At 73.5% G+C, this 19,314-nt stretch carries 18 protein-coding genes and 1 pseudogene; 9 read left to right on the top strand and 10 right to left on the bottom strand.

Features of this window, described 5'->3' with window-relative positions; translation table 11 throughout:
• Positions 1-77: 77 nt before the first annotated feature.
• Positions 78-1,364: an MFS transporter gene (locus EJG53_RS01765; protein ID WP_125043246.1), complete on the bottom strand. Its 1,287-nt coding sequence runs from the start codon at positions 1,362-1,364 to the stop codon at positions 78-80.
• A gap of 465 nt (positions 1,365-1,829) precedes the next feature.
• Between EJG53_RS01765 and EJG53_RS01770 the strand changes: the two genes are divergently transcribed.
• The 6 genes and pseudogenes from EJG53_RS01770 to EJG53_RS01795 all read left to right on the top strand — a co-directional run bounded on the left by EJG53_RS01770 (position 1,830) and on the right by EJG53_RS01795 (position 7,894).
• Positions 1,830-2,051: a response regulator transcription factor gene (locus tag EJG53_RS01770; RefSeq protein WP_031000432.1), complete on the top strand. Its 222-nt coding sequence runs from the start codon at positions 1,830-1,832 to the stop codon at positions 2,049-2,051.
• Positions 2,052-2,418: 367 nt separating this feature from the next.
• Positions 2,419-3,699 carry a polyprenyl synthetase family protein gene (locus tag EJG53_RS01775; protein WP_174856355.1) on the top strand — a complete coding sequence of 427 codons (1,281 nt, stop codon included), beginning with the start codon at positions 2,419-2,421 and terminating at the stop codon, positions 3,697-3,699.
• On the top strand, positions 3,696-5,267 hold the full coding sequence (gene crtI / locus EJG53_RS01780; protein ID WP_125043248.1) for a phytoene desaturase family protein: 1,572 nt from the start codon (positions 3,696-3,698) through the stop codon (positions 5,265-5,267). The genes EJG53_RS01775 and crtI overlap by 4 nt, the downstream gene beginning before the upstream one ends.
• Positions 5,264-6,217: pseudogene (locus tag EJG53_RS01785) on the top strand (phytoene/squalene synthase family protein); the annotation flags it as partial. The gene crtI and the pseudogene EJG53_RS01785, both read left to right, overlap by 4 nt.
• Positions 6,218-6,223: 6 nt before the next feature.
• Positions 6,224-7,231 (top strand): DUF5914 domain-containing protein, encoded by a 1,008-nt coding sequence (locus EJG53_RS01790; RefSeq protein WP_125049103.1) that lies wholly within the window; start codon positions 6,224-6,226, stop codon positions 7,229-7,231.
• 102 nt (positions 7,232-7,333) lie between these two features.
• Entirely contained in the window at positions 7,334-7,894 is a 561-nt protein-coding gene (locus EJG53_RS01795) for a cysteine hydrolase family protein (protein WP_125043249.1), read from the top strand.
• 32 nt (positions 7,895-7,926) lie between these two features.
• Here EJG53_RS01795 and EJG53_RS01800 read toward each other — a convergent pair whose 3' ends face one another.
• Both EJG53_RS01800 and EJG53_RS01805 read right to left on the bottom strand, forming a co-directional pair.
• Positions 7,927-8,256, bottom strand: a complete 330-nt coding sequence (locus EJG53_RS01800) for a branched-chain amino acid transporter permease (RefSeq protein WP_125043251.1) — start codon at positions 8,254-8,256, stop codon at positions 7,927-7,929.
• Positions 8,249-8,992 carry an AzlC family ABC transporter permease gene (locus tag EJG53_RS01805; RefSeq protein WP_125049104.1) on the bottom strand — a complete coding sequence of 248 codons (744 nt, stop codon included), beginning with the start codon at positions 8,990-8,992 and terminating at the stop codon, positions 8,249-8,251. The genes EJG53_RS01800 and EJG53_RS01805 overlap by 8 nt, the downstream gene beginning before the upstream one ends.
• A 68-nt stretch (positions 8,993-9,060) precedes the next feature.
• Between EJG53_RS01805 and EJG53_RS01810 the strand changes: the two genes are divergently transcribed.
• On the top strand, positions 9,061-9,519 hold the full coding sequence (locus EJG53_RS01810; protein ID WP_125043253.1) for an Lrp/AsnC family transcriptional regulator: 459 nt from the start codon (positions 9,061-9,063) through the stop codon (positions 9,517-9,519).
• Between the two features lie 11 nt (positions 9,520-9,530).
• On the opposite strand, the gene EJG53_RS01815 is transcribed toward EJG53_RS01810, so the two are convergent.
• The 4 genes from EJG53_RS01815 to ligD all read right to left on the bottom strand — a co-directional run bounded on the left by EJG53_RS01815 (position 9,531) and on the right by ligD (position 14,729).
• Positions 9,531-11,120 (bottom strand): FAD-dependent oxidoreductase, encoded by a 1,590-nt coding sequence (locus EJG53_RS01815; protein WP_125043255.1) that lies wholly within the window; start codon positions 11,118-11,120, stop codon positions 9,531-9,533.
• Positions 11,101-12,384 carry a lycopene cyclase family protein gene (locus EJG53_RS01820; protein ID WP_244954921.1) on the bottom strand — a complete coding sequence of 428 codons (1,284 nt, stop codon included), beginning with the start codon at positions 12,382-12,384 and terminating at the stop codon, positions 11,101-11,103. Before EJG53_RS01820 ends, EJG53_RS01815 begins: the two co-directional genes overlap by 20 nt.
• A 516-nt stretch (positions 12,385-12,900) precedes the next feature.
• The gene (snpA, locus tag EJG53_RS01825) at positions 12,901-13,566 is read right to left on the bottom strand and encodes a snapalysin (protein WP_125043257.1); all 666 of its coding nucleotides are present in this window, start codon (positions 13,564-13,566) and stop codon (positions 12,901-12,903) included.
• A 275-nt stretch (positions 13,567-13,841) separates the two neighbouring features.
• Positions 13,842-14,729 (bottom strand): non-homologous end-joining DNA ligase, encoded by an 888-nt coding sequence (gene ligD / locus EJG53_RS01830; protein WP_125043259.1) that lies wholly within the window; start codon positions 14,727-14,729, stop codon positions 13,842-13,844.
• 41 nt (positions 14,730-14,770) lie between these two features.
• Between ligD and ku the strand changes: the two genes are divergently transcribed.
• Positions 14,771-15,874, top strand: coding sequence for a non-homologous end joining protein Ku (gene ku, locus EJG53_RS01835; RefSeq protein WP_125043261.1), 1,104 nt, complete (start codon positions 14,771-14,773; stop codon positions 15,872-15,874).
• Between the two features lie 65 nt (positions 15,875-15,939).
• Positions 15,940-16,317, top strand: coding sequence for an RNA-binding S4 domain-containing protein (locus tag EJG53_RS01840; RefSeq protein ID WP_125043263.1), 378 nt, complete (start codon positions 15,940-15,942; stop codon positions 16,315-16,317).
• Between the two features lie 77 nt (positions 16,318-16,394).
• Here the strand turns inward: EJG53_RS01840 and EJG53_RS01845 are convergent, their stop codons facing one another.
• The 3 genes from EJG53_RS01845 to EJG53_RS01855 all read right to left on the bottom strand — a co-directional run bounded on the left by EJG53_RS01845 (position 16,395) and on the right by EJG53_RS01855 (position 19,196).
• The gene (locus EJG53_RS01845) at positions 16,395-16,808 is read right to left on the bottom strand and encodes a YchJ family protein (RefSeq protein ID WP_125043265.1); all 414 of its coding nucleotides are present in this window, start codon (positions 16,806-16,808) and stop codon (positions 16,395-16,397) included.
• Between the two features lie 87 nt (positions 16,809-16,895).
• Positions 16,896-17,864: an SGNH/GDSL hydrolase family protein gene (locus EJG53_RS01850; protein ID WP_125043267.1), complete on the bottom strand. Its 969-nt coding sequence runs from the start codon at positions 17,862-17,864 to the stop codon at positions 16,896-16,898.
• A 105-nt stretch (positions 17,865-17,969) separates the two neighbouring features.
• Complete coding sequence (locus tag EJG53_RS01855) at positions 17,970-19,196, bottom strand: serine hydrolase domain-containing protein (RefSeq protein ID WP_125043269.1); 1,227 nt, start codon at positions 19,194-19,196, stop codon at positions 17,970-17,972.
• Positions 19,197-19,314 lie beyond the last annotated feature (118 nt).

The raw sequence follows: 19,314 nt of genomic DNA on the forward strand, positions 1-19,314 counted from the left end.
AGAACTCCTCGGGGTGTCCGCTCCGGGGAAGCGGAAGGCCATGCCGATGACCGCGACGCGCGAGTCGGCCGGTACGTTCATGAGGTGCCGCCCTCCGCGGCGGAGGAGACCTCGCGGCCGGACGCCGGGCCGCCGCTCTCCCGGGCCGGTGGTTGGTCAGGGAACAGGGAGCGTCCCCTGGCCAGCACGACGAGCAGGGCGACGCACAGGACGATGGCCAGGCCCTGGAACGCGCTGACCACTTGAAGGGGCGAGAAGCGCTCCAGCAACGCCGCGCTGACGATCATGCCGAGGCCGAAACCGCTGTTCTCGGCCGACGCGGAGAGGCCGAAGAGGCGTCCGCGCTGCTCGTCGGGGGCGGCCTGCAGCCGGGAGACGTACGCGATCTCCGTGAACCCGTCGGCCATGCCGGCGACGAGCGCGGCGGCCGCGGCCGGAACGGCCGGCAGTCCGCTGAAGACCACGATGAACGCCGCCGACATCACGATGGAGCCGAGTGCGAAGGCGCGCTCCCCCGGCGACCAGCCGGTCTTGCCGGTACGCCGGGAGCACACCTGCTGCGCCACGATGTTGCCGATCGCCCAGGTCGCCCAGAACTGGCTGATGAACGTTGCCGGATGCGAAGGGTCCAGGGCGCTGGAGTAGATGGGCAGGGCCACGTTGTGCGACGACGAGCCGAGGCCGTCGGCCGCGCGGACCGCGACCATGACCGCCAGCAGCGGCGCCGCCTTCAGCAGCGCGAAGGAGGCCCAGCGGCCGGTGCCCGCGTCGTCCGCCGCGGCGCCGTCGGCCGTGCTCTCCTCGGCCACGGCCCGGGTACGGATGGGCAGCAGGAAGAGGACCGTCGCGGAGACCGTGAAGGTGATGGCGTCCAGCACGAAGGCGGTGGTGTAGCCGAACTCCGCGACGACCACGCCCGCCGAGGCGAAACCGGCGATCATGGCCAGTGAACGGCCGGTGACCAGCAGGCCGTTGGCCCTGGTCCGCAGATCGGCGCCGACGATCTCCGGGACGCTGCTGCGCAGCGCCACCTGGGAGAGGGTCGAGCAGGCGCCGGTCACCACGGCGAGCGCGAACAGCAGGGCCACGCGCGCTCCGTCGGGTGCCAGGAGCAGCAGCGCCAGGGCCACCGCCTGGGTGAGGTCCGCGCACACCATCAGCCGTTTGCGGTCGTAACGCGAGACCAGCCGGCCGCTGACGAAACCCGACAGTACGCTGGTGATCAGCCGTACCGCCATGAACAGGCCGGCGGTCAGCGCGCTGCCCGTGACCTGGTAGACGAAGACGTTCAGCGCCACCATGTTCAGGTAACTGCCGTACGCCGAGACGGCATTGCCGACGACGAGCAGCCGGAAGTGCCCCACTCTCTTGTTCCCCCTCAAACGCCCCGTGCCGGCCTGGTCCACCACACGGACGGCGGAGGACGTAAGTACGCACTTACGGTCACCCGGTTCGCGAAACGCCTGGAGACGCATCATCCGGTGACTTGACCCGCGCTCGACCGCGCGTGTAGGGGCATGGCGGGGACGGTCGCGGCCTTCTTGCGTTTTGCCGCGTCCGTGGTTAGATCAAGCCGCATGTCACGGGGGATGTGCTGCCCCCGCGGCACCGTCGGCAGTTCCGCTCCGTACCCGCGGGAGGGCGCACCATGTCCGGTCCCGCTCGGGCCGTCTTTCCGGCGTTGAGCCGACGAGCACCGCGCAGCGCGGCGGCCGTACCACGGCCTTGCCGCGCTCCATCCGCTCCGCCCGCGCCGCCGGACCGATCGACCTGACGCCGCGGGCCGCCGGATCTTCCCTGCTCCACCATCACCCCCCTTGGAGGAAGAGATGTCGGACCACAGCGCGCCCACCATGCCGCCGCTGCTGTCCCCCCGGGAGCGAGAGGTACTGTCGCACATCGCCGAGGGCCTGACATACGACCAGACGGCCAGGCGACTGGGCATCAGTGTCCATACGGTCAGCACCTACTTGCGCCGTATACGGGCCAAGCACCCGGCTCCGACCCTCGCTCATCTCGTACGTCTCCAGTTGGCGCAGAACAGCGGCTGACGGTCCGCGGGCCACGGCGCGTCCGTTGCGGCGCGCCTGCGATGGCTGAATTTCGCCCGTTCAATGGCCGGTATCCGGACAACCTCACGGGACCATGTCCCCTGCCTCGCTGTCCGCCGGAGGTGCGGGCCGGTGTACGGACGAGGGACGCCACCGGGTTTCACCGGGCGGCACCGGGTACCCGCGTCCTCCGAAGGGAGCAGGCCCGGACGTGGCGTCCCGACGGCGCGCGGGTCCCGTGGTGAACTGCGGGCACGGGCGCCGGCGGCACCGGACACGCGCCCGGCCCGTCCGGCGACGCGTCCGAGGGGTGGCCGCGGTCCACGTGGGGCAGCGTCCACCGGCCGGTTCGACGGAAGGACGGGTGATGCGCCGTATCCGGACAGCGGACGACCAGGGAACGGATCAGGCCCGGGCGGTGGACGCGGATGTCGCGGGCGCCGTCGAACGGGTGCTGGACGAGGTGCTCGGCGCCCGGCTCGCCGAAGCCGCGGCGGCCGACGCCCTGTTCGGCCGGGACATCGCCGAACGCGTCGCGCGCTTCACGCTGGGCGGCGGCAAGCGGCTGCGCGGCCGGTTCGTGTGGTGGGGCCTGCGGGTCTGCGGGGGCGGCGGTGAGACGGCGGGCGCCGCGCTGCGGCTGGCCGCCGCGCTCGAACTCGTCCAGACCTGCGCGCTGGTGCACGACGACGTGATGGACGGCGCCGAGCTGCGCAGGGGCAGGCCCGCTCTGCACGCGGAGGTGCGGGGGCAGTACGCCCAACAGTCCGGCCAGGAGCGGCCCGTTCGGTCGGCGGAAACGTTCGGCCGGTCGGTGGAGACAGCGGGCCGGTTCACGGAGACATCGGGCCGCTCCGCGGAGACGTCCGGCCGGTCCGCGGAATCGTTCGGCCGGTCCGCGGCGATCCTGGCCGGTGACCTCGCGCTGGCCTGGGCCGACGACACCGTTATGGACACCTCCTTCCCCGCCTCCGCGCGGTCCGCGGTACACGCCCTGTGGCGGACCATGCGGACCGAGATGGTCGCCGGCCAGTACCTCGACCTGCACGGCCAGGTCACCGCGTGCCGCTCCCCCGCCCGCGCGGTCCGCACCGCCCGTCTCAAAAGTGCCCGCTACTCGGTCGAACGGCCGCTCCTGATGGCCCTGGCCGGCGCCGACGACCGGACCGCCGGCGCGCTGCGCTCGGCGGGCCGCTGCGCCGGGCTCGCCTTCCAACTCCACGACGACCTGCTGGGGGTGTTCGGTGACCCGGAGAAGACCGGGAAACCGTCCGGTGACGACATTCGCGAAGGCAAGCCGACCTACCTCACCACGGTCGCCCGCGCCCGGGCGGAAGCCGCCGGTGACGACGGGGCCCTCGGCGTCCTCGACGCGGCACTGGGCGACCCGGACCTCTCCGCCGCCGCCGTGGACCGCGTACGGGACGTGTTCGTCTCGACCGGGGCCCGCGCCGCCCTGGAGGACAAGATCGAGACCCTCGCCGACCGGAGTACGGCGTACCTGGCCGGCCTGCGTACCGCCGACCCGGCCGCCCTCCGCCACCTGCACGCGCTGCTCCGGGCGACGGCCGGCGCCCGCCCGCACGCCCCGCCGGGCGGCTCTCCCGTGACGGTGCCCGTCGTGGCGGCCCGCGCAGGTGAACGGTGAAGTCCGTACCCGGCCGCACCGACCACGTCGTCGTGATCGGCGCCGGGCTGTCCGGGCTGTCCGCCGCGCTGCATCTGCTCGGCGCCGGGCGGCGGGTGACCGTGGTCGAGCGCGGGCTCCGGCCCGGCGGCCGGTGCGGCCGCCTCGAACGCGGCGGCTACCTGATCGACACCGGGCCGACCGTGCTGACCATGCCGGACCTGGCCGAGGAGGCGTTCGCCGCGGTCGGCGCCTCGATGGCCGGGCGGCTGGACCTGGTGCCCCTGCACCCCGCCTACCGCGCCCGGTTCGCCGACGGCAGCACGCTCGACGTGCACACCGGCGCGGAGGCCATGGAGACGGAGATCGAACGGTTCGCCGGGGCCCGGGAGGCCGCGGGCTACCGGCGGCTGCGCTCCTGGCTGAGCCGCCTGTACACGGTCCAGATGCGGCGCTTCATCGACGCCAACTTCGACTCGCCGCTGCAACTGCTCCACCCCGACCTGGCCCGCCTCGCGGCGCTCGGCGGCTTCGGCCGGCTCGACGCCCGGATCGGCCGGTTCCTGACCGACGAGCGGGTGCGCCGCGTCTTCTCCTTCCAGTCCCTGTACGCGGGCGTGCCGCCGGCCCGTGCGCTCGCCGCGTACGCCGTCATCGCCTACATGGACACGGTGGCCGGCGTGTACTTCCCGCGCGGCGGGATGCACGCGCTGCCCCGCGCCATGGCGGACGCCGCGGCCGAGGCGGGCGGGGAGTTCCGGTACGGGCACGAGGTGCGCGCGCTGGAACGTTCCGGCGGCCGGGTCACCGCCGTCGTCACCGACGCCGGACGCGTCCCGTGCGACGCCGTGGTGCTCACCGCCGACCTGCCCGAGGCGTACCGTCTGCTCGGCCGCACCCCGCGCCGCCCGCTGCCGCTGCGCCGCTCCCCCTCGGCCGTCGTCCTGCACGCGGGCACCTCCGCGACCTGGCCGGAACCGGGCCACCACACCATCTCGTTCGGCGCCGCCTGGCACCGTACGTTCCACGAACTGACCCGCACCGGCACGCTGATGAGCGACCCCTCACTGCTGCTGACCCGGCCGACCGCCACCGACCCGTCGCTCGCCCCGCCCGGCCGCCACCTGCACTACGTCCTCGCACCCTGCCCCAACACCGACATCGGGCCCGGCGTGCACGCCTGGCGCGGCCTCGGCCCCCGCTACCGCACCGCGCTCCTCGCCGAACTGGACCGGCGCGGCTTCACCGGTCTGGACGCGGCGGCCGAGGAGGAGTGCCTGGTCACCCCGGCGGACTGGAGCCGTCAGGGGCACGGCGCGGGCACCCCGTTCTCCGCCGCCCACACCTTCGCGCAGACCGGACCGTTCCGCCCCCGCAACCTGGTGCGCGGCACCGAGAACGCCGTACTCGCCGGGTGCGGAACCACCCCGGGCGTCGGAGTGCCCACCGTGCTGGTCTCGGGAAAGCTGGCCGCCGCGCGGGTGACCGGAGGGGCTTCCGCGAGGCCCGCCAGGGTGACCGACCTCGGCGCGCGCCGCCGCCCCGCCCGTAGGGCGGAGGGCCCCCGCACACCGGAGGAGACCCCATGACCGCCCGGGAACTCGACGCCGCGGGCATCACCGAGCCCGCGCTGCGCGCCGCCTACGCCCACTGCCGCCGCCTCAACGCCCGGCACGGCAAGACGTACTTCCTGGCCACCAGGCTGCTGCCGGTCGCCCGCCGGCCCGCCGTGCACGCCCTCTACGGGTTCGCCCGCTGGGCGGACGACATCGTCGACAGCCTGGACGCCGACGCCACCCCGCAGGAACGCGCCTCGGCCCTGCACGCCCTGGAGACGCAGCTCGACGCGGGCCTCGCCCGGGGCGGCGGCGACGAGCCGGTCGTACGGGCGCTGGCGCACACCAGCGCCGTCTACGGCATCGACCCGGCGTACTTCACCGCCTTCATGGCCTCCATGCGCGCCGACCTGGAAGTGACCGACTACCCGACCTACGACGACCTGCGCCGCTACATGTACGGCTCGGCCGAGGTCATCGGTCTCCAGATGCTGCCGGTCCTCGGCACGGTCACGCCGCGCGCGGAGGCCGCGCCGCACGCCGCCGCGCTCGGAGCGGCCTTCCAGCTCACCAACTTCCTGCGGGACGTGGGCGAGGACCTGGACCGGGGCCGCGTCTACCTGCCCGCCGACCTGCTGGCCGCGCACGACGTGGACCGGGAACTGCTCCGGTGGAGCCGGCTGACCGGCGGCGCGGACGCCCGGATCACCGAGGCGCTGCGGGCCGCCGCCGACCTCACCCGGGGCGTCTACCGCCGGGCCGCGCCCGGCGTCGCCATGCTCGATCCGGTCTCCCGGCCGTGCATCCGTACCGCCTTCATCCTCTACCGCGGCATCCTGGACGCCGTGGAGGCCGACGGCTTCGCGGTCCTGCACCGCCGCGCCGTCGTCTCGCGCCCGGTCCGGGCGACCGTGGCCCTGGACGGCCTGGTACGGGTCACGGCGGCCCGCACGGCAGAACGCACCGCGACACGCCCGGGAGGAAGCACCGTGGACGCTCCCCGCCGCCCCGCCGGACGCGGCCGGTACCCGCTGAGCCTGCGCCGGCGGCCCGTCGCGTGGGAGCGCCAGCGGCCCACCTGGCGGGACGCCGCGCCCGGAGTGATCGCGGGCGCGCTGGAACGTGCCAGGTCCCGGCCGTCCGGCAACTGGTACGCGGTGGGCGCCGCGCGGGACGTCGGCCGGGACCGGCCGCTGGGCCGGACCGTCGCCGGGGCGGAGGTGGTGCTGTGGCGCGCCGCCGACGGGCGGCTGCGCGGCGGCCCCGGCGCCTGCCCGCATCTGGGCGCGCCCCTGAAGGACAGTCCGGTGCGGTGCGGCACCCTCGTCTGCCACTGGCACGGACTCGCCCTGGACGGCGGCCCGTTCGCCGGGTGGGAGCCGTATCCGGTGTACGACGACGGGGTGCTGGTCTGGGTACGGCTGGACCGGGCGGGCGGTGAGGAGCCGCTGGCCAGGCCCCGTGTCCCCCGGCGCCCGGACACCGCCGGGGCCGTGGCGTCCGTGTACACCGGCGTCGGCCGCTGCGAGCCGGAGGACGTGGTCGCCAACCGGCTCGACCCGTGGCACGGCGCCTGGTTCCACCCGTACTCCTTCGTCGACCTGACCGTGACGGACGGCCCGGCGGGCCCGGAGGACGCGTTGACGGTGGATGTCTCCTTCAAGGTGGCCGGGCGTCTGGTCGTCCCGGTCCGGGCGGAGTTCACCGCGCCCGGGCCGCGCACCGTGGTCATGCGCATCACCGAGGGCGAGGGGGCGGGCTCCGTGGTGGAGACCCACGCCACGCCGCTCGGCGCGGACGCCTCCGGCCGCCCGCGCACCGCCGTCGTGGAAGCGGTCGTCGCCGCCTCCGCGCGCCCGGGGTTCGCGGTGGCCCGCGCCGCCGCTCCCCTGCTGCGGCCGCTGATGCGGGCGACGGCGGGGCGTCTGTGGCGCGACGACATGGCGTACGCGGAGCGGCGGTGGGAACTGCGCAGTTCGGGGCGCTTTCCCGGGTGAGGAGACCGGACGAGGAGGCCGCGTAGGATGCGAACGGCCGTACCCTGACGGCCCGTTCCGACGCCGGGCCGGCCCCGGACCCACTTCGTTCCCGGAGACGACATGAGCAGCGCTCTTCTAGTGATGGACGTCCAGCGGGCCATCGTGGACCTCGCCGACGACGGCTCCGGTTACCTGCCGCGCCTGCGCCGGGCGATCGACGGGGCCCGGGCGGCGGACATCCCCGTGATCTACGTGGTCATCGCGCTGCGCCCCGGCTTCCCCGAAGTCGGCACGCGGAACCGGCCGCTGGCGGCCATCGCGCAGGCCGGGCTGTTCGTGGAGGGCGCGCCGGGCACCGAGATCCACCCCGAGGTGGCGCCCCGGCCGGGCGATGTGGTGGTCACCAAGAGGCGGGCGAGCGCGTTCTCGGGCAGCGATCTCGACGTGGTGCTGCGGGCGCGCGGCATCGACAGCCTCGTCCTGACCGGCATCGCCACCAGCGCCGTGGTGCTGTCCACCCTGTGCCAGGCGAACGACCTGGACTTCGGCCTCACCGTCCTGCCCGACGCCTGCCTGGACACCGACCCGGAGCTGCACCAGGTCCTCGTCGAGCGGCTGTTCCCGCAGTGGGCGGACGTCGTCACCGTGGACGACTGGGTCAAGGGGATCGCTCCTCGGTAGCGGGAGACCGGCCCGGGGCCGCAGGCCGGCCTTCAGCTCGCGAAGACCGTGCTGGCCAGGGCGACATGGACGGTGGTGCCGCCGATGATGCTCAGCAGCGCGTTGCGGCGCCAGAGATGCAGTCCGACGGTAGCGACCAGTGCCGCGAGGGGCGCGATGGCGTGTGCCTGGGGCAGCGGCAGGTCGCGCAGGCAGTAGACGAGCAGGATCACCATGATGCCGGACGGCATGGTGGCGCTGAGGTACTGGAGTGTCTTGCTGGCGCGCAGAGAGGCCAGGACCGTAAAGGGCACGGCGCGCAAGGTCCAGTTGACGGCGGCCGAGACCGCAGCGGCCAGCAGAAGGTAGCGGGTGTCAGGCATGTGACGGCCTCTTGCGGGTGGCGAGGTGACGGACCAGAAGTGCAACCGTGAACAAGGCGAACGCCACGGGCAGCATCTGCCCGGGGAGGACGGCGCGGGCGGCCAGCGCGCTGAGCAGCGCGAGGACAGGGGTGGGCAGGTCGCCACGGCGTTCGGCGACGGCGTCCAGGGCCAGGACGGCGAACAGGGCGGTCATGGCGAAGTCCAGGCCGGTGACGCGGTCGGGTATCAGCGAGCCGAGCAGGGCGCCGACGGTGGCACCGCCGACCCAGTAGACCTGGAGGATCGCCTGGAGCGACAGGATGCGCGCGCCGGACCACGACCGGGCCTGTCCGCCGGTGGTCATGGCGTACGCCTCGTCGGTCAGGGCGAAGGTGCTGTACGCCTTGCCCAAGCGCCCCTGTACTCGGTGCAGGGGGAAGGACAGCGCGTAGAAGACGTGCCGGGCGTTGACCATGAAGCCGGTCAGGGCGACCGTGGCCAGTGGTGCCGCCGCGACGGTCAGGCCCACCAGCAGGAACTCGAACGATCCGGCGTAGACGACGGCGGCGAACAGCGGGGCGCACCACCGGGGCAGACCGGCGTGGGTGATGACGACCCCGAGGGCCAGGCCGAGCGGCAGCAGGCCGAGCCCGACGGAGGCGGAGTCCTTCAGGGCCGCGAGGGCTTCGGTCCGCCGCCGGACCGGGGGCGTGGGGGCAGGGCGAGGGGGGTCGCTCACCGCGACCGGAAGCATGGGCACAGGGAAATCGTAGAAAGATTTCCGCCTTATTTGGTTGCAGATAGTTCGCTTATGGTGGCGGTATGAGCAAGGAAATCTCCCTCGATGCCGTGGACCGCGACATTTTGTTTCACCTGCGCCAGGACGGCCGACTGACGAACGTGGAACTGGCCAAGCGGGTCGGACTGACCCCGCCACCGTGCCTGCGCCGCCTCAAACGGCTGGAGGAGACCGGCGTGATCACCGGCTACCGCGCCGTGGTCGACCCCGAAGCCGTCGGCCGCGGCCTGGAGGTCATGGTCGACGTCGAGGTCTCCGCCAACGACCTGAAGACCATCGGCATACTGGAGGAGACGCTCTCCTCGTACGAGGAAGTCGTCGAGCTCCGCCGGATGTTCGGCCGCCCCGACTACTTCCTGCGCGTCGCCGTCGCCGACCACGACGCCTACAGCGCCTTCCTCACCTCCAAGCTCACCGGCCTGCCCGGCATTCTGCGCGTGGAGTCCCACCTGACGATGCAGAAGATCAAGACCGACTCCTGACCGCGCGCGCCTCAGGTGCCCAGCAGTCGCGCCAGTCCGCGCAGCACCGCCGACCGGCCGCGGTCCGGGACCGTCCACAGGGTCTGGCCGCGCACGCCCCACCGCTCCAGGAGGGTGTTGGCGGCGAGGAAGCCCGTGGTGGCCGCGCGTTCCATCAGGGCCACCGGCAGGTCGGTGCGTACGAGGTCGCCGGCGACCGTCACGGCCGGGTCGGGGGTACGTACGGTGGGGCGGTCGTGGTAGCCACCCACCGGGAACAGAGGGCAGTCGGCGCGCCACTCGTGCTGGGCGTCGACGGCCTTTGCCTCGCCCGTCTCCGGGTAGACGCGCTGCAGTTGGCCGATCAGCCGGTCCTGCTGCACCTGACGGGCGGTGTCCGTGCCGAGCGCGTACGCATGCAGTTCCACCACCGAGCCGCCGTTGCGGGAGGCCCACCGGGCCGCCTCCCCTTCCCAGCGCTCCAGCACGCTGACGTTGTCGAGCGGGCCGAAGCCGCTGGTGCCGAGGAAACCGGGCCGGTCCGGGGCCACCGGCCGGTCGAGCCAGAGCCGGGAGACGAGGAACGGCGGCGCGGTACGCAACCGCAGCACCCGCTCCCGCCACTCCGGGTCGCCCAGCCCCGGTGAGGCGGCGACCACCCGGCGCAACCCGGTCACGTCGAGGGCGAGCACGGCCGCGTCATGGCGCGCCGTGCCGTGGCCGCCTCGTACCGTCACCCCCGCGCCACCCGGGCCGGGCTCCACGGACTCCACCGCACAGCCGGTCCGGAGGGTGACACCGTGCCCGGTCAGATAACGTCCCAGCGGCTCCCAGAGTGCCTGCGGGAACGGCTCGCCGGGGACGTCGAACAACAGCCCTTCGCTGGAGCCGAGGAAGTAGATGTGGAACATCAGGGCCATCTCGGCGGCCGACAGTTCCCCGGGGTCGGCGAAGAAGCTGCGGGAGAACACTTCGAACGCCAGGTGATGCGCGGCTTCGGGAAAGCGGATGCGGTCCAGCAGGTGGCGCGCGCTGACGCCGTCCAGGCGCTCGTACACGTCGGGGGTCCGTACGTCGAGCAGCGGCAGGGCGGCGCGCGGGTTCATCCGGGCCATCTCGCGCAGGGTGAACGTCGGGCTGAGCGCGGCGAAGCCGAGGGCGCTCCACGGGGGCGTGCGCGGGACGTGGGCGAAGCTGTCCTGGAGGCCGCTGCTGTGGCGCAGCGGGTAGTCGGGCAGCCCGGTGAGCGCGGCCAGCGCCGGATCGGCCCGCCGCAGCAGTCCGCGCAGGTTGTAGTACTGGCGGAAGAAGGCGTGGAAGCCGCGGGTCATGGTCGCCGCGGAGCCGTCGGCGAGCCGGACCGTCCATCCGGCGAGCCGGCCGCCGAGCCCCAGTTCCCGCTCGTACAGCGTGACCCGGACGCCCCGTTCGGCGAGTCCGGTGGCCGCGGCCAGTCCGGCGATGCCGCCGCCGATCACGGCAGCGTGCGGTGCCTCGCCGGTGATCCTCGCCCGGCCCGGCGGGGGCGGCACGACCCGGGCGCGCCGGTCCCGGCCCCGGCGTGGCGCGGTGGGGGCGCGCCGGGCGGCGGCCGGGACGGCTTCACTCGGGAGGGGCGTCATCGGACGGTCCGTTCCTGTTCGGGGCCGGGGCGGGGGTCGGCGCGGTTTTCGGCGCACCGCTCTCCGTACGGGCCGGGCGTACGTACGGACGGCGGCGCAGCCCCGGCAGCTCGGCGACGGTGCGCAGCATGGGCAGGACGGGGGTGTGCAGGCCGATCGACAGGTCCTCGCGCAGCCGGGTGCCGCCGTCCAGGAACCGCAGCAGCCGTTCCATCGGTACGCCGCGGAACAGCCCGGTGAAGAAGTCGGCGCCGTCGATGCGTCCGCGGTCGAGGGCGCGCAGCAGGACGGCGTCCATCAGCCGGGAGCGCGCGGAGTGCGGGGGCGGCGGGGCCGGGGCGCGGCCCTGGTGGAAGGCGGCGGCGACGGCCCGGGTCTGGCGCTGGACGGCGGCGAAGGTGTAGCCGGTCGACGGCCGGGTGGCGCCGCCCGCGGCGCCGATCCGGAAGACGCCGGGCCCGGCGGCGCGGGGGAAGCGCGCATCGGTCATCGGGATGACGCCCTGTTCGGAGGCGGTGATCCGGTACGGGCCGAGCGGGCGGACCGCCGTGAGGTAGTGGCGCAGCGCACGGTGGTAGGCGGCCTCGTCGAGCGGGGCGGCGGAGAACTCGGTGTACTCGACCAGCGCCTCGTGCGGGCCGAGCGGGAGGACGTAGCCGAAGGAGAGCCCGTGGTCCGGCTGCGGGGTACGGAAGTCCATCAGGTCGGCGGTCGCGGGGTCGAACTCGGGCCGTTCGGTACGGACGAACCAGCCGTGGAAGTGCTGGAGCAGGGTGGTGCGGGCGGGCGGCAGGGCAGGCAGCGGCCGGGAGTCGAAGACCCAGCGGGCCCGCAGCCGTACGGGTTCGCCCTCCGCCGTCGTCCCGCGGACCTCGGCGCCGCCGGGCAGCGTGCGCACCTCGTCCACGACGGCCGTCACCCGGCGTGCGGAGGGGGTGGCCGCGAGCCGGTCACCGACCAGTTTCTCGAACGCGCCGGAGCGCATCATCTTGTACCGCAGCGGTGCCGGGCGTCCGGTCAGCGGCGCTCCGTCGGCCCCGTGGACGCGGAGCCGGTCCCAGGAGGCCGCCAGGACGCCGTCGTACTCGCCGTCCGGCCCTTCCCAGTAGCACCAGGTGCGTTCGGGGGGCCTGAGCGGTCCGGGCGGCGCGTCCACGACGGTCACCTGGGGGCAGCGGACACCGGGCGGCGGGGCGCAGAGCCGGTGGGCGAGGGAGAGCCCCGCGGCGCCGCCGCCCACGACGGCCACTTCCGTGTCGTACACGCCGACTCCCTCCCGTACCACCCGGCACCGCGCCGACGGGTCCGCCACGTCTCCGTGTGCCCGCCCGGCAGGGTTCCACCGGTCCCGGGGCCGCCCGCCGGACCGCCTTCCGGGCCGACGGTTCCGGACCGGGGGCCGCCGCCATGATCCTTACCATGCCGGCCGGGCGGCGGCCGGCCCGTGACACGCGCGGCAGCAGGGTCCGGAACATCGGTACGGAAACGGAGAAAGCCCCGGCCAGACGGGGGGAGCTGGCCGGGGCGGTCCGGAACGGGCGGGGACACCGCCTCGTCGGTGGTGCGACGAGGGGTCCGCACGACCCGTGATCAATTGAACGATAAACCATTGATGGCCTCTACACCAAACCAGATCGATGTGACGCATATCGCTCCCCGGCCGTCACACCCGGTACGCACGGCCACGCGTACCCCTTCCGCCCGTACCCATGCGACTGCCGCGCGGCAGGGGCCGGTCCCCACCACGCGGCAGTCGTCAGGCGTTCAGGTGATCAGACGGTCAGGAGACCGGGGCGAGCTGCGCCACCAGACCGTTGCGCCACAGGGCGTCCACCCGGGCGCGCTCCTGCGCGTTCGGGTTGGTGTTCTGGCAGGAGGGGCCGGGGCCGCCACCCGACATCAGCTCGCTGCAGGGGCCCGAGTAGTGGTCGGGCAGGCCGAGGACGTGGCCCGTCTCGTGGGCCACCACACGGGTGGAGTTGTACTGCTGGTTCTGCCGGTAGTCGAGGAAGATGTAGCCCCGGCCGTGACCGTCGGTGCTCGCGTAGGAGCCGCGGGCGTCGTTGCCCTCGCGGTACGAGAAGTCGCCCCGGGAGCCTTCCTGGAGCTTCACGTTGTTCACCGAGCTGTTCCAGATCTGCGTGCTGCGCGCTATCTGGCTGCGGAAGGTGGGGGCGCTGCTCGCGGTGTACGTGACGGTGACCGCCTTGAGGCCGGGCGTCGCCGCGCGCTTGGCGGCGGCGGCCTTCATGACGGCCTGGAAGAACGCCTTGTTGTTCACGGCCTCCTCGGCCGAGCCGGCGTACTTGGCTATGGAGGTGGGGGTGGAGACGTTCGCGGCGGCGGGGGCGGCCGGCGCGGACGCCGCGGTGGCGGGGACGGTACCGAGGGAGGCGGCCAGACCGAGGCCGAGCACGGCGGTGAGGACCGTACGGGTGGGTCTCATGGGGGAACCTCGTCATCCGTGGGAGGGATTTGGTACCGGGATTGTGGAGGAATCAAGACCTCCAGCGGATGACAGCTTTTGGTGATAGGGCCATGACATCGCCCCGGCCACCCCGGGACGCGGGTGGCCGCAACTCCCTTGTAACCAAAGATTCATGACGCGGCGAAAGTGCCGTTCACACCGTCGGCACGGGAACGTGGCACGTGCCCGCGTCATCACCGACTACGTCGAATGACGTATTCCGTACGCGTCCGGCGCGGGTGCGGGCCCGGACGTCAGCCGGGCAGCGGGCGCGCCCGATTGAGGTTGAGCAGAGGCGCGAGCAGGTCGCCGTGGCGCTCCCGGCGCTCGGCGACGGCGTCGAAGAGGAACGTGAGCTGCTCCGGGTCCGTACAGGTCTCGATCTCGTCCCAGGTCACGGGGGCGGAGACGGTCGGCAGCTCGCGGGCGCGCACCGTGTAGGGAGCGGCGGTGGTCTTGGAGGCCGAGTTCTGCGAGAAGTCGATGAAGACCTTCCCCGGCCGCAGGGCCTTGGTCATCCGGTGCACGACATGGCCCGGCAGCGTCCGCTCCGCCTCGACGGCGATCGCCTTGGCGTACGCCGTGACGTCGCCCGAGGGCGTCGGCTCGATCGGCACGAGGATGTGCAGGCCCTTCGAGCCGCTGGTCTTCGCGTAGACGTTGAGGCCGTCGGCCCCGAGGCGCTCGCGCAGCCACCGGGCCACCCCGCAGCACTCCACGATCGTGGCCGGCGCCCCCGGGTCGAGGTCGAACACCAGGCGGTCGGCGATACGGGGCGCGGCGGCGGTCCACTGCGGGGTGTGCAGCTCGACGACGAGGTTGGCGGCCCACATCAGGGTCGGTACGTCGCGGACCAGCACCTGCTGCCGGGACTTCGCCGTGCTGCCGGGCACCTCGGTGGTCTTCACCCATGCGGGCGTCCCGGGCGGCACGTTCTTGGTGAAGAACTGCTGGCCGCCGGGCCCGTCGGGATACCGCAGGAAGGAGACGGGCCGGTCGTGGACATGGGCGAGGAGGGCGCCCGCGGTGGTGGCGTAGTAGTGCAGCAGCTCGCCCTTGGTGGTGCCGGTCCGCGGATACAGGACCTTGTCCAGGTTGGTGAGCGACAGCCGCCGCCCCTCCACGACGGTGATTGGCGACATACCATGACAATCCCATAAAAATGCCGTGGCAAGGGTGAGACATGCGATCTGTTTGGAACGGGTCTATCTCCTTCGGGCTGGTCAGCATTCCCGTGAAGACCTACAGCGCGACCGAGCGCACCGCCTCCGTCTCGTTCGTCCGCATCCACGAGAAGGACGGCGGCCGGATCCACTACCGCAAGGTGTGCGAACTGGACGGCGAGGAGGTCCCCAACGAGGAGGTCGGCAAGGGCTACCAGGCCGCGGACGACACGATCGTGCCGATCACCGACGAGGACCTGGCGAAGCTGCCGCTGCCGACGACCAAGACCCTGACCATCCTGGCCTTCGTCGGCGCGGACGAGATCGACCCGCTCCAGTTGGACAAGTCCTACTTCCTGGGGCCCAACGGCGCCGCCGCCGCCAAGCCGTACGCCCTGCTGCGGGACGCGCTGGAGCACCAGGAGAAGGTCGCGATCGGCAAGGTCGCCATGCACGGGCGGGAGACGCTGGCCATGCTCCGGTCGCACGACGGGGCGATCGCCATGCACACCCTGCTCTGGCCGGACCAGGTCCGCTCGGCGCGTACCGTCGCCCCGAGCGACAAGGTCGAGATCCGGGAGAACGAGCTGACCCTCGCCGAGACGCTGATGGACTCGCTCGGCGAGCTGGACGAGTCCGAGCTGCACGACGACTACCGGGAGGCCGTCGAGGAGCTGGTCTCCGCGAAGCTGGAGGGCGGCGAGCCGGCCGCGCCCCGGGCCGCGCCCGGTACCGGCGGCAAGGTCATCGACCTCATGGCCGCGCTGGAGAACAGTGTCCGCGCGGCCCGCGAGTCGCGCGGCGAGGGCGGGGACGGGGCGGAGCAGGACGAGGAGTCGGCGTCGGTCACGCCGATCGGGAGCCGCAAGTCGGCGAAGAAGACGGCGGCGAAGACCGCGTCCGGCAGCGGCGCCAAGAAGACGGCGGCGGCCCGTAAGACCTCCGGATCGGCCGCCAAGAAGACCGCTTCCAAAAAGGCGTCGGGCTCGGGCGGTTCCGGCACGAAGAAGACGGCCGGGAGCGGGGGCTCGGGCGGCAAGAAGGCCGCGGCGAAGACGTCAGCGGCCAAGTCCACCGCGAAGAAGAGCACCGCCAAGCGGAGCGGGAAGAAGGCGTCGGCCTGAGAGACCCCGTGCGGGCGGTCCCGAAAGGAATCCTCGGGCGGCCCCGGTGGCCTTAAGGTCGGTGCATGGCTTCAGACGAGGGAACGGTGCGCGTCGACAGTTGGATCTGGTCCGTCCGGCTGACCAAGACGCGTTCGGCGGCCGCGACGGCCTGCCGCGGCGGACATGTACGGGTCAACGGGGAGCGGGCGAAGGCCGCCCAGCCGGTGCGGCCGGGCGACGAGGTCCGGCTGCGGCACGCCGGGCGCGAGCGGGTCGTGGTGGTCTCGCGCCTGGTGCGCAAGCGGGTCGGCGCCGCGATCGCCGCGGAGTGCTTCGTCGACAACAGTCCCCCGCCGCCGCCCCGCGAGGAGATCGCCGCGGTCGGCCACCGCGACCGCGGCGCCGGACGGCCCACCAAGCGCGACCGGCGCGAGCTGGAGCAGTTGCGCGGCGGCCGCTGAGCGCGGGAGAGGCGGGTGTGCCGCCGGGCGGCGGTACGGGAGGGCCCGGTGGCTCCCCGCATGGCCGCCCGGCGTGCTCACATCTCGCCCAGGTACACCCAGGCGCCCTCGTCCCGCACGAAGCGGCTGTTCTCCTCCTGCACCCCGGGCTCACCGTGCAGCGTGTAGTGCGCCCGGAACTGGACGGTGCCTTCGCTGTGGAAGGCGCTGCCGCCCGTCGTGGCGACGATCTCCAGGCGCGTCCACCGCTGCTTCGGCTCGAAGTCCAGGTCCGCCGGGCGGGTCGCGGGGTGCCAGGTGCGCAGCAGGTACGGTGCGTCGCCGGCCGCGAAGGCGCTGTAGCGCGAGCGCATCAGCCGCTCGGCGGTGGGTGCGGCCGCCTGGCCCTGGTGGAAGCGGGCGCAGCACTCTCCGTAGGACGCCTGGAGTCCGCAGGGGCAGGGGGCGGAGGGGTCGATCGCCGTTCGTCGGCGCGCGTGGTTCTTGGACACCCCTAGATTGTGACCGTTACGGGAGGCCGGACGGCCGGTGCCCCCCTTGAGCTGCCCCGCACCGGCGCTCCCTGCGCATCTCCCCCGTCAGCCGGCCGTACTCCGCAGCCAGTCGGCGACCGTGGCCGTCACGGCACGGGCGAAGCGGTCGATGCCCGGCGACCGTACGGGGCACGGGCGGGGTGTGGTGGTCGTCGGGGCCAGGCAGAAGTGCAGGGCGTCGTCGGTGCGGTGCAGGTCGGTGAGGCCGCCGCCGGGGGCCGGGTGGGTGCAGTACGCGGGGTGCGCGCGCTCGTAGGCGTCGCAGGGCAGTCGGCGGACCCAGCGGAAACGGTCGTCGGTGGGGCCCAGCGTGCGGCCCGCGTCCGCGTACAGGTCGCCGGACGCGGCGGCGCGGTCGGCGTAGACGGCGTTCACCCTGCGGACGCGGTCCGGGTGGAAGGCGTCGGGGGCCTGGGAGGCCCAGACGATCTTCGGGCGGGCGATGCCGGCGGCCCGGGCGGCCGCGGCGATCTCCTCGGTCAGTGCCCGCGCGTCCGCGGCGTACCGGTCGTAGTAGCCCGCCGTCCCGTACGTGGCGCCCGCCATGCAGGGCGTGTAGCCCCAGGCGTTCCCCCAGAACTGGAGGATCACGACGCGCGGGCGCACCGTCCGTACCAGCGCGGCCGCCTTGTCCCCGGCGGGGACCAGCGACTTTCCCCGCCAGGCCGTCAGGTAGTCGCACAGTGTCGTGCCGGAGTGCGGCGCGCTGTGCAGCGTCACCCGGCCGGTTGCGCGGAGGCGTTCCGCGAGTGCCTTCTGGCTCTCCATGGCCAGGGAATCACCGAGGTAGAGCGCGGGGACGGCACGGGCAGGCGGTCCGGGCGTCGCGCTCTCCGCCGCCCCGTCCGGCGGCAGCGTCGAGGCGCTGCCGCCGGGCACCGGGGCGGTCGCGGCCGGACGCGGACCGGAAGGGGCGTCCGTGGGGTCGGAGGCGAAGACGACGCTCCAGCCGAGGGCGCCGACCAGGGCCAGGGCCAGCACGCCGAGCAGCGGTACCACCCAGCGCTGGGTCATCGGGCCGCCCCTGGTCGCGCGTACGGCCGGTGGCTCATGTCAGGTGCACTTCACACCGGCACGGGCAGACCAGACAAGCACACCGCGCCCCACGGGAAAAGACCGCTACCCGACGAGGGCGGCCGGCAGCCGGAGGCCCGGCCGCTGCCCGCTCGCTGTCCGGGCCGGTGCCTTGCCGCAGAATTCCGCCTCGATCACGTTCACGTAGAGCATCTCGTCCGTCAGCCAGTCACCGTTGATGTTGAACGTCAGCCGGTGGCCGCCGTCCCGCGTACCGAACGAGGCGGACATCGAGCCGTTGGTCCTGCCGGTCTTGCCGACCACCTGTACGCCGCAGGACAGGACGGCGGTCTCCACACCGAGCCCGAAGCCGATCCCCTCCCCCGCCGGCACCTCGGTGAGCAGTTCCGCCATCTGCGCGCGGGGCAGCAGCGCGCCGCTCAGCAGGGCTCGGTGGAAGCGGTTGAGGTCGCCGAGGGTGGAGATCATGTCGCCCGCCGCGCCCAGCCAGGTCATGTTCTGCTCGGTGGCGTCGTGGACCGGCGCGTCGGGGGCCGGGTCGTGCAGCCGGGAGTACGCGACGGGGTGCGGGTCCGGCATGGTGGCCCGGCTCCCCGGGAACGACGTACCGCGCAGCTTCAGCGGCTCGATGACGCGGCGCGTCACCTCACGGGCGTACGAACGGCCCGTCACCTTCTCGATGACCAGGCCGGCGAGGACGTAGTTGGTGTTCGAGTACCGGGCCCGCGTCCCCGGCGCGGACGTCGGCGGGTACCGCATCGCTATCGCCACCAGCTCCTGAGGCGTGTGGTTGTCGTAGCGGTGCCCGGGGAAACGGCTGCCGGAGGAGTTGGCCTGGAAGTCCGGGTCCTCGGTGAAGTTGGGCAGGCCGCTGGTGTGGTGGAGCAGTTGGCGCAGGGTGATCGCGCGGCCGTCGTTCCCGTGGCCCCGTACCAGCCCCGGCAGCCACGTCTCCACGGTGTCGTCCAGGCGCAGTCTCCGCTCCGCCTCCAGTTGGAGGAGGACGGTGGCGATGAACGGTTTGGTGATGCTCGCCGCCCGGAAACGGTCGTCGGCCGAGCGGGCGCGCCCCGTACCGGTGTCCGCGACGCCCGCCGAGCCGAACCACCGCTGCCCGCCGTCCCGGACCTCGGCCGCCACGCCGGGCAGCCCGGCCTCGTCCACCAGCCGGCGCAGCGCCTCCTGGGTCGCCGCGTGCCCGTGCCCCGGCGCGGCGGGCTCCGCCGCGTGCGCGGGTGCCAGGGCCGTGACGCCCACCGCCACAGTGGTGGCCAGGGCGGTCAGAACGGTGCGTACGGTCCGCTGTGTCATCGGTCAGCCTCCGGGAGCCGAAGGGGGCCACCCGCCCCCTGTGGCGTCAGTGACGCCGGGGACGAAGCGGAGGTTGACCGTACGAAGCGGCTTCCGGAGCCGTGTCCGGAAGTGTGCG

Origin of the sequence: Streptomyces chrestomyceticus JCM 4735 (genome assembly GCF_003865135.1) — a bacterium.
GTDB lineage: Bacteria > Actinomycetota > Actinomycetes > Streptomycetales > Streptomycetaceae > Streptomyces > Streptomyces chrestomyceticus.

What these genes read in the sequence shown, in the direction of transcription:
- EJG53_RS01850 (WP_125043267.1), bottom strand. Translation starts at nt 17,864, where the DNA reads ATGACCCAGCGCTGGGTGGTACCGCTGCTCGGCGTGCTGGCCCTGGCC.
- EJG53_RS01815 (WP_125043255.1), bottom strand. Translation starts at nt 11,120, where the DNA reads ATGACGCCCCTCCCGAGTGAAGCCGTCCCGGCCGCCGCCCGGCGCGCC.
- EJG53_RS01770 (WP_031000432.1), top strand. Translation starts at nt 1,830, where the DNA reads ATGTCGGACCACAGCGCGCCCACCATGCCGCCGCTGCTGTCCCCCCGG.
- ligD (WP_125043259.1), bottom strand. Translation starts at nt 14,729, where the DNA reads ATGTCGCCAATCACCGTCGTGGAGGGGCGGCGGCTGTCGCTCACCAAC.
- EJG53_RS01795 (WP_125043249.1), top strand. Translation starts at nt 7,334, where the DNA reads ATGAGCAGCGCTCTTCTAGTGATGGACGTCCAGCGGGCCATCGTGGAC.
- EJG53_RS01855 (WP_125043269.1), bottom strand. Translation starts at nt 19,196, where the DNA reads ATGACACAGCGGACCGTACGCACCGTTCTGACCGCCCTGGCCACCACT.
- ku (WP_125043261.1), top strand. Translation starts at nt 14,771, where the DNA reads ATGCGATCTGTTTGGAACGGGTCTATCTCCTTCGGGCTGGTCAGCATT.
- EJG53_RS01840 (WP_125043263.1), top strand. Translation starts at nt 15,940, where the DNA reads ATGGCTTCAGACGAGGGAACGGTGCGCGTCGACAGTTGGATCTGGTCC.
- EJG53_RS01775 (WP_174856355.1), top strand. Translation starts at nt 2,419, where the DNA reads ATGCGCCGTATCCGGACAGCGGACGACCAGGGAACGGATCAGGCCCGG.
- EJG53_RS01805 (WP_125049104.1), bottom strand. Translation starts at nt 8,992, where the DNA reads ATGCTTCCGGTCGCGGTGAGCGACCCCCCTCGCCCTGCCCCCACGCCC.
- EJG53_RS01810 (WP_125043253.1), top strand. Translation starts at nt 9,061, where the DNA reads ATGAGCAAGGAAATCTCCCTCGATGCCGTGGACCGCGACATTTTGTTT.
- EJG53_RS01800 (WP_125043251.1), bottom strand. Translation starts at nt 8,256, where the DNA reads ATGCCTGACACCCGCTACCTTCTGCTGGCCGCTGCGGTCTCGGCCGCC.
- snpA (WP_125043257.1), bottom strand. Translation starts at nt 13,566, where the DNA reads ATGAGACCCACCCGTACGGTCCTCACCGCCGTGCTCGGCCTCGGTCTG.